At 76.1% G+C, this 13,269-nt stretch carries 10 protein-coding genes; 7 read left to right on the top strand and 3 right to left on the bottom strand.

Going from position 1 to position 13,269, the window contains the following annotated elements; all coding sequences use genetic code 11:
* The first annotated feature begins 346 nt into the window (after positions 1-346).
* The 4 genes from P9841_RS18590 (at position 347) to P9841_RS18575 (ending at position 6,715) form a co-directional block, all read left to right on the top strand.
* Positions 347-2,578 (top strand): HelD family protein, encoded by a 2,232-nt coding sequence (locus P9841_RS18590; RefSeq protein ID WP_283320041.1) that lies wholly within the window; start codon positions 347-349, stop codon positions 2,576-2,578.
* A gap of 103 nt (positions 2,579-2,681) precedes the next feature.
* Positions 2,682-3,878, top strand: coding sequence for a phosphoglycerate dehydrogenase (gene serA / locus P9841_RS18585; RefSeq protein ID WP_283320040.1), 1,197 nt, complete (start codon positions 2,682-2,684; stop codon positions 3,876-3,878).
* A 25-nt stretch (positions 3,879-3,903) separates the two neighbouring features.
* A complete protein-coding gene (locus tag P9841_RS18580) occupies positions 3,904-4,953 on the top strand; it encodes an aldo/keto reductase (protein ID WP_283320039.1) in 1,050 nt (349 codons plus the stop codon).
* 61 nt (positions 4,954-5,014) lie between these two features.
* Positions 5,015-6,715 carry an AMP-binding protein gene (locus P9841_RS18575; protein WP_283320038.1) on the top strand — a complete coding sequence of 567 codons (1,701 nt, stop codon included), beginning with the start codon at positions 5,015-5,017 and terminating at the stop codon, positions 6,713-6,715.
* 152 nt (positions 6,716-6,867) lie between these two features.
* Here the strand turns inward: P9841_RS18575 and P9841_RS18570 are convergent, their stop codons facing one another.
* Both P9841_RS18570 and nrdR read right to left on the bottom strand, forming a co-directional pair.
* Complete coding sequence (locus tag P9841_RS18570) at positions 6,868-8,901, bottom strand: S9 family peptidase (RefSeq protein WP_283320037.1); 2,034 nt, start codon at positions 8,899-8,901, stop codon at positions 6,868-6,870.
* Between the two features lie 79 nt (positions 8,902-8,980).
* Positions 8,981-9,496 (bottom strand): transcriptional regulator NrdR, encoded by a 516-nt coding sequence (gene nrdR, locus P9841_RS18565; protein WP_283322018.1) that lies wholly within the window; start codon positions 9,494-9,496, stop codon positions 8,981-8,983.
* 183 nt (positions 9,497-9,679) lie between these two features.
* Here nrdR and P9841_RS18560 point away from each other — a divergent pair, with 183 nt between their 5' ends.
* The gene (locus tag P9841_RS18560) at positions 9,680-10,141 is read left to right on the top strand and encodes a MarR family winged helix-turn-helix transcriptional regulator (protein WP_283320036.1); all 462 of its coding nucleotides are present in this window, start codon (positions 9,680-9,682) and stop codon (positions 10,139-10,141) included.
* The gene (locus P9841_RS18555; protein ID WP_283320035.1) at positions 10,138-11,286 is read left to right on the top strand and encodes a DUF6544 family protein; all 1,149 of its coding nucleotides are present in this window, start codon (positions 10,138-10,140) and stop codon (positions 11,284-11,286) included. The genes P9841_RS18560 and P9841_RS18555 overlap by 4 nt, the downstream gene beginning before the upstream one ends.
* A gap of 483 nt (positions 11,287-11,769) precedes the next feature.
* On the opposite strand, the gene P9841_RS18550 is transcribed toward P9841_RS18555, so the two are convergent.
* Complete coding sequence (locus P9841_RS18550; protein WP_283320034.1) at positions 11,770-12,207, bottom strand: LysM peptidoglycan-binding domain-containing protein; 438 nt, start codon at positions 12,205-12,207, stop codon at positions 11,770-11,772.
* Between the two features lie 294 nt (positions 12,208-12,501).
* On the opposite strand from P9841_RS18550, the gene lexA reads away from it, so the two are divergent.
* Entirely contained in the window at positions 12,502-13,242 is a 741-nt protein-coding gene (gene lexA / locus P9841_RS18545) for a transcriptional repressor LexA (protein ID WP_283320033.1), read from the top strand.
* The last annotated feature ends 27 nt before the right edge of the window (positions 13,243-13,269 follow it).

The raw sequence follows: 13,269 nt of genomic DNA, 5'->3' as shown, positions 1-13,269 counted from the left end.
GGGTCCTCCTGGATGACGTCTGCCGGGCGTCGGGGTCGACAGCCCTCCGTGCACGTCAACAGCGTGCGGCGGCGCTTGCTTCCCGCGCACGCCTCCCACGCCCCGCGTCCGCCACGGGCGAACGCCGCCGTCCGGCCGCGGGCCCCGTCCGGGGGGACAGCCGCCGCCCGTCGTAGCCGGTCCTCGCACGTCCCCCGGTCGCCGGTGACACGCGACCTCCCCGATGGCGGATAATGGACGGCCGCTCGCGCCGGGAACCCGTCGCGCGGGCGTGCACGGCGTGCGCGCGACGACCGTGCGGGGCGGGACCGAGGACGGCGCAGAGGGACGACGGACGGGAGCACCGGTGACCGGGATCGAGGCGCAGCTGGCCGCCGAGCAGGACGTCGTCGACCGGCTCTACGCGCGGCTCGACGAGCTGCGGGACCAGACGCGGCAGCGCCTCGCGGAGGTGCGGCGCGTCGGGCCGTCGGGCTCGCCGCAGAACCGCTCCGAGCGGGACGCGTTCGCGACGCTGTACGAGGACCGGCTCGCGCGCCTGGAGGCCGTGGAGGACCGGCTCGCGTTCGGCCGGCTGGACCTCGCCGAGGGCGGCCGGCGCTACATCGGCCGCATCGGGCTCAACGACGACGAGCACGCGTCGATGCTGACCGACTGGCGCGCGCCGGCGGCGCAGTCGTTCTACCGGGCGACGTCCGCGCGGCCCGACGGGGTCGTGCAGCGCCGCCACCTGGTGACGCGCGGCCGCCGCGTGACCGGCCTCGAGGACGAGGTGCTCGACCTCGCGGTCCTCGCGGACGACGGCGCGGCCGAGCGCCTGGGGGCGCTGTCGGGCGAGGGCGCCCTGCTCGCCGCGCTCGCCGCGCGCCGCACCGGGCGGATGGGCGACATCGTCGCGACGATCCAGGCCGAGCAGGACGCGATCATCCGCGCCGAGCTCGCCGGCGCGCTGGTCGTGCAGGGCGGTCCGGGCACCGGCAAGACCGCGGTCGCGCTGCACCGCGCCGCCTACCTCCTCTACGCGCACCGCCGCACGCTCGAGCGCTCGGGCGTGCTGCTGCTGGGACCGAGCCGCACGTTCCTGCGCTACATCGACCAGGTGCTGCCCTCGCTCGGCGAGACCGGCGTGGTGTCCACGACGGTCGCCGAGCTGTTCCCCGGCGTCGTGGCGACCGGCGAGGAGGACGACGCCGTCGCCGAGATCAAGGGCCGCCTCGTGTGGCGCCGGATCGTGGAGCGCGCCGTCCGGCAGCGGCAGCGGGTCCCCGACCGGCCGACGTCCGTGACGATCGACGGCCGGACCGTCGTGGTGCGGCCGTCCGACGTGCGGTCGGCGATCGCGCACGCCCGCCGCGGCCACCGCCCGCACAACCAGGCGAGGGTCACGTTCGTCCGGGACATGCTGGGCCGGCTGGCCGAGCAGTACGTGAGCCAGCTCGGCTGGTCCGTGGCCCCGGACGAGCGCGGCGAGATCATCGAGGAGCTGCGCACCACCCGGGAGATCCGGGTGGCGCTCAACCTGGCGTGGATGCCGCTGACGCCCCAGGGGCTGGTGTCGGCCCTGCTGAGCCGCCCGGCGCGGCTCGACGCGGCGGCCCCGGAGCTGTCCGCGCACGAGCGCGCGGCGCTGCTGCGCGAGCCGGACGCCCCGTGGACGGCCGCGGACGTCCCGCTGCTCGACGAGGCGGCCGAGCTGCTCGGCGAGGACGACCAGGCGGCGCGGGCGCAGGCCAAGCACGACGCCGCGCAGCGCGCGCAGGAGCTCGACTACGCCCGGCAGGTGCTCGAGCAGTCCGGCGGCGGCCTGGTCTCGGCGGAGCTGCTCGCCGACCGGTTCGCGGCCACCGGTCCGGCGCTGACCACGGCGGAGCGCGCCGCGGCGGACCGCACGTGGACGTACGGCCACGTGGTCGTCGACGAGGCCCAGGAGCTGTCGCCGATGGCGTGGCGGATGGTGCTGCGCCGCGTGCCCACCCGGTCCCTGACGGTGGTCGGCGACGTGGCGCAGACGTCGACGGCCGCGGGCACCCGCGACTGGGCGGCCACGTTCGACCGCCTGCTCGCGGGCGGCTGGCGCCTGGCCGAGCTCACCGTCAACTACCGCACGCCCGCATCCGTGGCGGTGGCGGCCGAGCGCGTCGGGCGCGCCGCGGGGCTGCCGCTGACGCCCGCGACGTCCGCCCGCGACGTCGACGACGCGCTGCGCACCGAGCAGGTGGAGGCCGGCGGCGTCGCCGAGGCGGTCGCGCGCCACGCGGCCGAGGCCCTCGCCGACGTGCGCGACGCGTCCGGCGCCGGGCGGGTCGCCGTCATCGCGGCCCCCGAGGCGCTGCCGGCGCTCGCCGACGCGCTCCCCGGGGCGGGCGCCACCCGCGCGGGCTCGCCGGACCTCGACGCGCCGCTGACCCTGATGACGCCGACGCAGGCCAAGGGCCTGGAGTTCGACGTCGTGGTGCTCGTCGAGCCGGCGGACGTGCTCAAGGGCGGGGCCGGGGACCTGTACGTCGCGATGACGCGCCCGACGCAGGCGCTGCGGGTCGTGCACGCGCTCCCGTTGCCCGCGGGCTGGGAGGCCTGAGACCCCCGCCCGCCCCACGGCGGGCGGGGCCGGGGACCCGGGTGCGTGTCCGAGGACCGGGACCGGCTTGGAGCGTGCGACGCCGAGGCGCACCATAGGGTCCGTGCCACGCGCCCTGCTGCTCGAGAACCTGCACCCCCAGGCCCGGACCATCCTGGAGTCCGCCGGCTACGAGGTCGTGACGCGCTCCGGCGCGCTCGACGAGTCCGAGCTGGTGGAGGCCCTCCAGGGCGTGCACCTGCTCGGCATCCGCTCCAAGACGCAGGTGACGGAGGCCGTGCTCGACGCGGCGTCCGACCTCGTCTCCATCGGGGCGTACTGCATCGGCACCAACCAGATCGACCTGCACGCCGCGGCGTCCCGCGGCGTCGCGGTCTTCAACGCGCCCTTCTCCAACACGCGGTCCGTGGTCGAGATCGCGCTGGCGGACATCATCGCGCTGACCCGGCGCCTCACGGTGCTCGACCGGTCGATGCACGACGGCGTCTGGAACAAGTCGGCGGACGGCGCGCACGAGGTCCGCGGCCGCACGCTCGGCATCGTGGGCTACGGCAACATCGGCACGCAGCTGTCCGTGCTGGCGGAGAACCTCGGCATGTCGGTCGTGTTCTACGACACCGCGGAGAAGCTCGCGCTCGGCAACGCGCGGCGCGCGGAGACGCTCGACGAGCTGCTGGACGTCGCCGACATCGTCACGCTGCACGTCGACGGCCGCAGCGGGAACGCCGGGCTGTTCGGCGCGAAGCAGTTCGCGCGGATGCGCCCCGGGGCCGTGTTCCTCAACCTGTCCCGCGGGTTCGTCGTCGACTACGGCGCGCTGCGCGACGCGGTGCTGTCGGGCCACGTCGCGGGCGCCGCCGTCGACGTGTTCCCGGTGGAGCCGAAGCGCAAGGGCGACCCGTTCGAGTCCGAGCTGCGCGGCCTGCCGAACGTCATCCTCACCCCGCACACGGGCGGCTCGACGGAGGAGGCGCAGGAGGCGATCGGCCAGTTCGTGTCGAACAAGCTGCGCGACTTCATGAACACCGGCACCACGATGCTGAGCGTCAACCTGCCGAACCTCACCCTCGAGCACCGGCCCGGGGTGCACCGCCTCACGTACCTGCACCGCAACGTCCCCGGGGTGCTGGCGGCCGTCAACCAGACGCTCGCCGAGCACGGGGCCAACATCGAGGGCCAGCTGCTCGCGACCCGCGGCGAGGTCGGCTACGTGGTGACGGACGCCGTCGCCGTGGAGCCCGACGTCGTGGCGGCGCTGCGGTCGCGGCCGGAGACGATCCGCCTGCGCGTCGTCGACTGAGGCGGGCGCCGCTACGGTCGGGGGCATGCACCTCGCCGACCCCGAGCGCCACGACCGCCTCCCCCTGCGCCGCGCCGGCCGCACGGGGCTCGACCTGCCCGCGGTGACGCTCGGGCTGTGGCAGAACTTCGGCGACGGCACGCCGTTCGCCGACCAGCGCGCGCTCGTGCTGCGGGCGTTCGACCTCGGCGTCGTGCACCTGGACCTCGCGAACAACTACGGTCCCCCGCCCGGTGCCGCCGAGGAGTCGGTGGGCCGGCTGCTCGCCACGGACCTCGCGCCGTACCGCGACGAGCTGCTGCTGGCCACGAAGGCCGGCTACCGGCAGTGGCCCGGGCCGTACGGGGAGTTCGGGTCCCGCAAGTACCTGCTCGCGTCGCTGGACCAGTCGCTGCGCCGGCTCGGCGTCGACCACGTCGACGTGTTCTACAGCCACCGGTTCGACCCGGCCACGCCGCTGGAGGAGACGATCGGGGCGCTCAAGACCGCCGTCGACTCGGGGCGGGCGCGCTACGCCGGCATCTCGTCGTACTCCGCCCGCCGCACGCGGGAGGCCCTGGCGGTCGCGGACGGCATCGGGCTGCCGCTGGCGCTGCACCAGCCGTCGTACTCGATGCTGAACCGCTGGGTCGAGCAGCCCGACGACGCCGCCGGCGGGCGCAGCCTGCTCGACGTCGCCGGTGACGCCGGCCTCGGGGTCGTCGCCTTCTCCCCGCTCGCGCAGGGGATGCTCACGCGGAAGTACCTGGGCGGCGTGCCCGAGGACTCCCGGGCGGCCCGGGGCGGCCCGCTGCGGCCCGAGTACCTCAGCGACGAGAACCTGGCGCGCGTCCGGGCGCTGGCGGCCGTGGCCGACGCGCGTGGGCAGTCGCTGGCGCAGCTCGCCATCGCGTGGGTGCTGCGGGACCCCCGGGTGACGTCGGTGGCGCTCGGCGCGCGCACGCCGGAGCAGCTCGAGGAGAACCTCGCCGCGGTCCGCGGGCCGGCGCTGACGGCCGAGGAGGTCGCGGAGATCGACCGGCACGCCGTGGACGCGGGCATCAACCTGTGGGGCTCGCGGTCGTCGAACCTGTGAATCCACGGTTGCCTGAGGCTACGCCCGCGTAACTTACGGCTGCGTAGGTTACGGTGTGCTCGTGAGCGACTTCTCCCGTCCGTGGCACGCCTCCTACGCCCCCGGGGTCCCCCCGGAGGTGACCGTGCCCGACGAGCCGCTGACGGCAGCCCTGGAGCGTTCCGCCGCCACCTGGCCTGAGCGCGTCGCACTCGACTTCCTCGGCGCGGCCACCACGTACGCCCAGCTCGCCGACCAGGTGGCCCGCGCCGCCGGTGCCCTGCACGACCTCGGGGTCCGCGCAGGCGACCGCGTCGCGATCGCGCTCCCGAACTGCGCGTCGCACGTCGTCGCGTTCTACGCCACGCTCCGCCTCGGCGCCGTCGTCGTCGAGCACAACCCCACGTACACCGCCGCCGAGCTCGGCCACCAGCTCGCCGACTCCGGCGCCACCGTCGCGCTGGTCTGGGAGAAGGCCGTCGCCGCGGCGCTCGAGGCCCGGCCCGGCACCGACGTGCGGACCGTCGTCGCCGTCGACGTGTCCGCCGACCTGCCCGCCGCCAAGCGCCTCGCGCTGCGGCTCCCCCTGCCGGCGGCCCGCCGGACCCGCGACGCGCTGCGGGCCACCCCACCGGCCGGCACGCCCGTGTGGCACCGCCTGGTCGCGGCGGCCTCGCCGCTGCCGTCCTCGCACCCGCTGCCCACGGCCGACGACGTCGCGCTGCTGCAGTACACCGGCGGCACGACGGGCACCCCGAAGGGCGCGGTGCTCACCCACCGCAACCTGGTCGCCAACACGGTGCAGGGCCAGGCGTGGACGGGCGCGGAGCCGGGCACCGAGACGATCTACGGCGTCCTGCCGTTCTTCCACGCCTTCGGCCTCACGCTCTGCCTCACCTACGCCACCCGCGTCGGCGCGACGCTCGTGGTGTTCCCGAAGTTCGACCCCGAGGCCGTCCTCGCGGCCCAGCGCCGCCGGCCCGGCACGTTCCTGCCGGCCGTCCCCCCGATGCTCGACCGCCTCGCCGCGGCCGCCGAGGCACGGTCCGCGGACCTCACGTCGTTCCGGTACGCGATCTCGGGCGCGATGTCGCTGTCGCCGCAGACCGCCGCCCGGTGGGAGCGCCTCACCGGCGGCCTCGTCATCGAGGGCTACGGGATGACCGAGACCTCCCCCGTCGCGCTCGGCTCGCCCCTGTCCCCCGCGCGCCGGCCCGGGGCCCTCGGGCTGCCGTTCCCGAGCACCGACGTCCGCGTCGTCGACCAGGAGGACCCGACCCGCGAGGTGGTGCCGGGCGAGCAGGGCGAGCTGCTGATCCGCGGGCCGCAGGTGTTCCAGGGCTACTGGGGCCGGCCGGACGAGACCGCCGGGCAGCTGCTGCCGGGCGGCTGGCTCCGCACGGGCGACGTCGTGCGGCTCGACGACGACGGGTTCGTCGTCCTCGTCGACCGGATCAAGGAGATGATCGTCACCGGCGGGTTCAAGGTGTACCCGTCGCAGGTGGAGGACAAGCTCCGCACGATGCCCGGTGTGCGCGACGTCGCCGTCGTGGGGCTTCCGGGCGGGGACCTGGGCGAGAAGGTCGTCGCCGCCGTGGTCATGGAGCTCGGGCACGCCCAGGTGGAGCTGCAGGCCGTGCGCGAGTGGTGCGCCGAGCGGCTCGCGCGGTACGCCGTCCCGCGCGAGATCGTCATCCTCACCGACCTGCCGCGCTCGCAGATCGGGAAGGTGCTGCGCCGCGTGGTCCGCGACGACCTGCTCGCGGCCGCAGCCCCGGCCTGACACCCGGCCGCACCCGTCCCGGCACGACGCCGCCGCACCCCGCGCGAGGTCGTCACTCCCGGCCGAGGTCGTCACGTGGGCGTGACGACCTCGGACCGATGTGACGACCTCGCGGGGTCGGGCCGGGCTCCGGCCGGGCTCCCGACGGGCCGTCAGGCCGTGGTGACGGGCAGGCGCGCGGCCCACCAGGCGAGCACGTGCTCGAAGCGCACCAGCCGGTGCTGCGGCCGGCCCGACCGCGTGAGCTCGTGGCCCTCCCCCGGGAACAGCAGCAGCTCGGCAGGGACCCCGCGCCGCTTGAGCTCCACGAACCAGCGCTGACCCTGCTCGACGGGGCACCGCCAGTCCTGCTCGGAGTGGATGACCAGCGTGGGCGTCGTGACCCGCGCGACGTGCGCCATCGGCGACTGCGCGGCGACCGCGGCGCGCTCCTCGTCCGTGTCGCCGTCGCCGAGGTACTCGAGCCCGAAGAACCAGCCGATGTCGCTGGAGCCGACGAAGCTCACCGGGTCGAGGAAGCCGCGCTCGACGATCGCCGCGGCGAACCGGTCCGTCCGCGTCGTGAGCCAGGCGGTCAGGTAGCCGCCGTACGAGCCGCCCATGACGCCCACGCGCCCGCCGTCCAGCGCGGGGTCGGTCAGCGCGGCGTCGAGCAGCGCCAGGACGTCGTCGGTGTCGACGGTGCCGAACGCGTGCCGGATCGCCGAGCCGTGGGCGGAGCCGTAGCCCGCCGATCCGCGCGGGTTGCCGTACACGACGGCGTACCCGGCCTCCGCCAGCGTCTGAACCTCGTCGAACAGCCCGACCGTGTACTGCGCGTACGGGCCGCCGTGGATCATGAGGATCGTCGGGTGCGGGCCGGCGAACCGCTCCGGGTCGGGCGTGACCACCCAGCCGTGGACGGGGTAGCCGTCCGGCGCCGTGGTCGTCAGCTCCCGCGGCGCGCGCACGCGCCCGGTCGCACGCAGCGGCGCGGACCAGTCGGTCAGCACCCGGGTGGTACCGGACGCGAGGTCGACCGCGTGCAGGTCCCCGGACGTCAGCGGGCCCGCGGCCGCGACCACCGCGACCGGCGCGACCGGTGCGGCCGCCACGCCGTGCACCGCCAGCTCCCCGGTCACGAGGTCGCGCGCGGAGCCGTCGGCGCGCAGCTCGCGCAGCAGCACCGTCCCCCGGTGGAGCACCCCGGCCAGCACGCCGTCGGCCGTGACCGCGAAGGTGCCGGGGTCCAGGTCGACGGCCTCGTCGTCGGTCAGCCGCTGCGGCTGCCCGTCCGCCCGGGGGCCGGCGTCACCGTCCGCGCCCGCGGTCAGGCCGAGCCGGTACAGGCCCGTCTGCCGGGCGACGAAGTCCCTCCCGGACGTCCCCATGTCCTGCGCGAGCAGCCACAGCGTCGTCCCGTCGGGCGACGGCAGCGCGGCCGAGACCGCCAGCGTGCTGCCGGCGTCCGCGTCGGTCAGCGCGCGCGGCGCCGCGTCCGCACCCTCCGCGGTGTCGACCACCACGGCGTCGGCGCGCAGGTCCTCGTCGCGCGAGGCGTGGCGTGCCGCCACCACCACCACGTGGCGCCCGTCGGGGAGCCACTCGGCCTGCTCGACGTCCAGCTCCCCGGACGTGACCTGGCGGGCCGCGTCGTCGCCCGCCGCCGGCGTGCTGCGCCCCGGCAGGTCGGCCGGCACCGGCACGACGAAGAGCTGCCGCCGCTTGTCCCGGGTGAAGCCCACGCCGTCGTTGCGGTACGGGAACGTCGTGATGTGCCGCGGCCGCTCGGCACCGGCGTCCTCGCCGGCGACGTACCGGCCCTCCTCGGGCACCCGCGCGACGAACGCGAGCGCGGACCCGTCCGGCGACCACCGGGACGTCTGCACGCCCAGCGGCGCGTCGGTGAGCCGCACGGGTTCGCCGCCGGCCGCCTCGACGACGTGCAGCTGGGGACGGCCCTTCGGCTCGGCGCGCAGGAACGCGACCCACCGCCCGTCCGGCGACACCCGGGGGTCCGTGTCGCGGTGTCCGCGGGTGAGCCGGACCGGCTCGCCCGAGCCGTCCGTCGGCACCCGCCAGAGCTGGCCGGTGTACTCGTCGAGGTCGAGGTCGGGCGCGGTGCGGGAGACGACGGCGTACGAGCCGTCCGGACCGAGCGCGGGGGTTCCGGGGACGTGCAGGAGCGAGAGGTCGGTGGGGATCACCCGACCGACCGTAGTACGCCCGGCGACGGGGCCGGGCGTCGCAGCGCCGGAGGTCACCCCGCCGGCCGCACCGACCCTCTCAGGAGGCGGCCGGGGCGTCGCCCTCGCCGGTCGCGGCGGCCCCCGCGGCACGCGCGGCGTCCGCCACCTCGTTCTCGGCGCGCAGCACCGTGATCGCGGCCTCGAAGTCGTCCAGGCTGCTGAAGGCCTGGTAGACGCTCGCGAAGCGCAGGTACGCGACCTCGTCCAGGTCGCGGAGCGGCCCGAGGATGGCGAGGCCGATCTCGTAGGCGTCCAGCTCGGCGGACCCGCTCGCGCGCAGCGTCTCCTCGACCCGCTGCGCCAGCAGCGCGAGGTCGTCCTCGCTCACCGGCCGGCCCTGGCACGCCTTGCGGACGCCGTTCACGATCTTCTCGCGGCTGAACGGCTCCGTGGCCCCGGACCGCTTCACCACGGAGAGGCTGGCCGTCTCGATCGTCGTGAACCGGCGGTTGCACTGCGGGCACTGCCGGCGTCGGCGGATGGACAGACCGTCGTCCGACGTGCGGGAGTCGACGACGCGCGAGTCCGCGTGGCGGCAGAACGGGCAGTGCATGAGGGCCTCCAGCAGGTCCGGGTCGTGCGGCCGGCACGGCGGCGGGCGCCGCGCCCTCCCGGACGACCGGGACACGGTAGGACCGGCGCCGCACCCGGTGCAACACCGTCCCGGCCCCGGGACGTCCCGCGGAGGGACCTCCGTCCCCCGCGAGACCCGCGCGATCCGTAATACCTTACGCACATGACGCGCGCGGCAGACGAGGCGGAGCTGTTCGGGACGCTGTTCGTGCTCGGGCAGCACCTGACGCGCCACACGGACGAGGCCCTCACCGGCTACGGCGTCACGAGCCGGCAGTGGCTGCTGCTCGCGGTGCTCGTGCGCGCCTTCCCGGGCGAGCACCCGACGCTGACGCGCGCCGCGGAGGTCGTCGGCACCTCGCGGCAGAACGTCAAGCAGATCGCGCTCCAGCTCCAGCGTCGCGGCCTGGTGGACCTGGTCCCCGACCCAGCGGACCGCCGGGCCACGCGCCTGCGCACCACACCGCGGGTCGCCGAGCTGTTCGACTCCCCCGCCGCGGTCGCCCAGCAGCAGGAGCTCGTCGCGCGGGCGTTCGCCGGCCTCGACGACGCCGACCTGGCCCGGCTCGCCGACCTCGTGGGCCGGTGCCTCGCCGCGCTCGCCGACGGGAGGACCCCCGCGTGACCGGCCGACCCAGGAGCACTGTCCGCCTCGCCGTGGGCGCGCTCGCGGTGGCGCACGGCGCGGCGCACCTGCTCGTGCTCGCCGCCACACCCGGAGGTCCGGGCCTGGCCGGCGACGCCGCACCCCCGGCGGTCGGGTCGGCGGAGGGCCTCGCGTGGCTCGCCACGGCGGTGCTCCTCATCGGGGCCGGCACCGCCCTGATCGCCGACCGGCCGACCTGGTGGCGGACCGGCGCGGTCGCGGTCGTGGCGTCCCAGGTGCTCGTGGTGTCGCACGGCGACGCCCGCTGGGGCACCCTCGCGAACGTCGTGCTCGGGATCGCGGTCCTGCACGGGTGGTGCGCGACGGGGCACTGGTCCGCCCGCGCGCGGTACCGCCGCGGCGTCGCGGCCGCCCTCGCCGCAGCCGACGTCCGGGCCGACGCCGACCGGGCGGGCGCCGTCACCGTGGACGACCTCGCGACGCTCCCGGCCGCCGTCGCCCGCTACCTGCGGCGCACCGGCAGCGTCGGTCGCCCGCCGGTGACCGCCGTGCGCGTGACGCTGCACGGCCGGATCCGCAGCGGGCCGTCCGACCGGTGGATGACCTTCACCGGCGAGCAGGTGGACACGGCCGGCCCCCGCCCCACCCGGCACTTCCTGCTGGACGCCACCGCGGCGGGGCTCCCGGTCGACGTGCTGCACGTGCTGACCGAGGGCAGGGCCACCATGCGGGGTGACCTGCTCTCCGCCGTCCCCGTCCTGCGCGGCGCGGGCCCGGCGATGGACCGGAGCGAGACGGTGACGTTGTTCAACGACCTCTGCCTGATGGCGCCGTCCGCGCTGCTCGCCGCACCCGTGACGTGGGAGGAGCTCGACGCGCGCCGCGTGCGGGGGACGTACCGGCAGGGCGGACACTCCGTGCGGGCCGTGCTCGAGTTCGACGAGGACGGCGACCTCGTGGACTTCGTCTCCGACGACCGCTTCCGCGCCACGCGCGACGGGCGGTCGTTCACACGCGAGCGCTGGTCGACACCGGTGGACGGCTACGCGGTGCACCACGGGCGCCGGCTGCCGTCGGCGGCCGCCGCGATGTGGCACCCGAGCACGGGCGAGCCGTTCCGCTACGCCGAGATGGTGCTGGACGACGTCGCACCGGCGCGGTGACGCCCGGACGTCGCGCCGACGCGGTGACGCCGAGGATCCGACCCAGCGCGGCGACGCCGAGGATCCGACCCAGCGCGGCGACGCGGAGCATCCGACCCAGCGCGGCGACGCCGAGGATCCGACCCAGCGCGGCGACGCCGCGACGTCGACCGGCCCCGGGGCGCTCCGGGCACCGGCCCCGCCCGTCCTGCCGGGACGCGTGCGCCCGGCCCGGAGATGACGACGGGGGTGGCCGCGTGTGCGGCCACCCCCGTGGGGACGCCCCCATCCCGTCTCGTCCGGGCGACTCGCCTCGCGCGGACGGTTGCTGCACGCCTCGCGCCGGGCGGCGGGACGAACCCACGGTGCCGGCGACGACGCGTCCCTCGCGGCGAGCCCCCCAGCCAGCCGTTCGAGGTGGCACCACAGTAGAGGCAGGCGTCCCAATTACGCAAGCGTCCCGTGCCGTTATTCACGGCGGCCCGGATGCACCGGACCAGCAGGTCAGGAGCCCGCAGGCAGCAGCAGCACCTGACCCGCCATCAGCGAGGCGTCCGGCAGGCTGTTGAGCTCCTGGAGCCGCAGCACGACGTCGCGCACATCCTCGCCCGGGGCCGCCACGTCGGCGGCGATCTGCCAGAGCGTCTCGCCGGCCACCACGGCGTGGGTCGTGACCTCGGTCGCCTGCTGCGGACCGTCCGCCACCGCGCGGCCACCGACGACCCCTCCGAGCACCACGAGCAGGGCCAGGAGGAGCAGGACCGCGCGACCCCGGCGCGTCAGGTGCAGCGTCGCCTCGGGGGCGGCGGACGGACGCGCGGCGGTGCGCTCCCGGCCGGCGGACCGCGCCGTCACCGGGCCCATCGCGGCAGGACGAGGACGGGCCGGCCGCTCGGCCACGGGACGCGTCCCGAGTCGCGGCTGCACTGCGATGGCGCTCATCTCCACCACTTCCCTCCTGGGCCGCCTCGCGACCCGTCGAACACCTGTTCGTTCGAACGTCTGTACGAACTGAACCACACCCGGAGCGCGATGTCGAGACACGATCGAACAGGTGTTTGATCCACCCGTCCGCGCGCCCTACGCTCGGGGACGTCGGGAACAGCGCACCACGAGGGTCTGACACGACCGCCGGGCGGACGCCGCCGGGTGGGTCCGCAGCCCCGTGACCTGCGCGGTCGCCCGGCTCGGCGGACGGGTGCGGCAGGCACCGGCGCCACGGAGACGGGAGCGGAGATGGCCATCGAGGGATCCGGCGCGACGGCGGGCGCGGCAGACGGGCCTGCCGTGGTCGAGCTCGACGCGGAGGGCGACGGGCTGACCCCGCGGCAGCGCCTGGTGCTGGAGACCGTGCGGGCCTCGGTCGAGTCCCGCGGCTACCCGCCGAGCATGCGCGAGATCGGCGACGCCGTCGGCCTCACGAGCCCGTCGAGCGTCAAGCACCAGCTGACCGCGCTCGAGCGCAAGGGCTACCTGCGACGCGACCCCAACCGGCCGCGCGCCATCGAGGTCGTCCAGCCGGACGACTCACGCGGCGTCGCCCCCCTGCCGGGCGTCGCGGGCCTCGGCGACGAGGACAGCGCCCCCCGCGACGGCGTGCCCGAGGCGGCCTACGTGCCGGTGGTCGGCCGGATCGCCGCCGGCGGGCCCATCCTCGCCGAGCAGCTGGTCGAGGACGTCTTCCCGCTCCCCCGCCAGCTCGTCGGCGCCGGCGACCTGTTCCTGCTCAAGGTCGTCGGCGACTCGATGGTCGACGCCGCGATCTGCGACGGCGACTGGGTCGTCGTCCGCCGCCAGCCCGTGGCCGAGAACGGCGAGATCGTCGCCGCGATGCTCGACGGCGAGGCGACCGTCAAGACGCTCAAGCGCACCGACGGCCACGTCTGGCTGATGCCGCAGAACCCCGCGTACTCGCCGATCGACGGCGACCACGCCCAGGTGCTCGGCCGCGTCGTCTCGGTGCTGCGCGCGCTGTAGCGGCGCCCGCCGCGACGCCGCCCGGAC

It is taken from the genome of Cellulomonas sp. ES6 (assembly GCF_030053835.1).
Taxonomy (GTDB): Bacteria; Actinomycetota; Actinomycetes; order Actinomycetales; family Cellulomonadaceae; genus Cellulomonas.
Note: the sequence above shows the minus strand (reverse complement) of the source record. Positions and strands in the feature narration are given on the sequence as shown.

What these genes read in the sequence shown, in the direction of transcription:
- P9841_RS18580 (WP_283320039.1), top strand. Translation starts at nt 3,904, where the DNA reads ATGCACCTCGCCGACCCCGAGCGCCACGACCGCCTCCCCCTGCGCCGC.
- nrdR (WP_283322018.1), bottom strand. Translation starts at nt 9,496, where the DNA reads ATGCACTGCCCGTTCTGCCGCCACGCGGACTCGCGCGTCGTCGACTCC.
- P9841_RS18560 (WP_283320036.1), top strand. Translation starts at nt 9,680, where the DNA reads ATGACGCGCGCGGCAGACGAGGCGGAGCTGTTCGGGACGCTGTTCGTG.
- P9841_RS18550 (WP_283320034.1), bottom strand. Translation starts at nt 12,207, where the DNA reads ATGAGCGCCATCGCAGTGCAGCCGCGACTCGGGACGCGTCCCGTGGCC.
- lexA (WP_283320033.1), top strand. Translation starts at nt 12,502, where the DNA reads ATGGCCATCGAGGGATCCGGCGCGACGGCGGGCGCGGCAGACGGGCCT.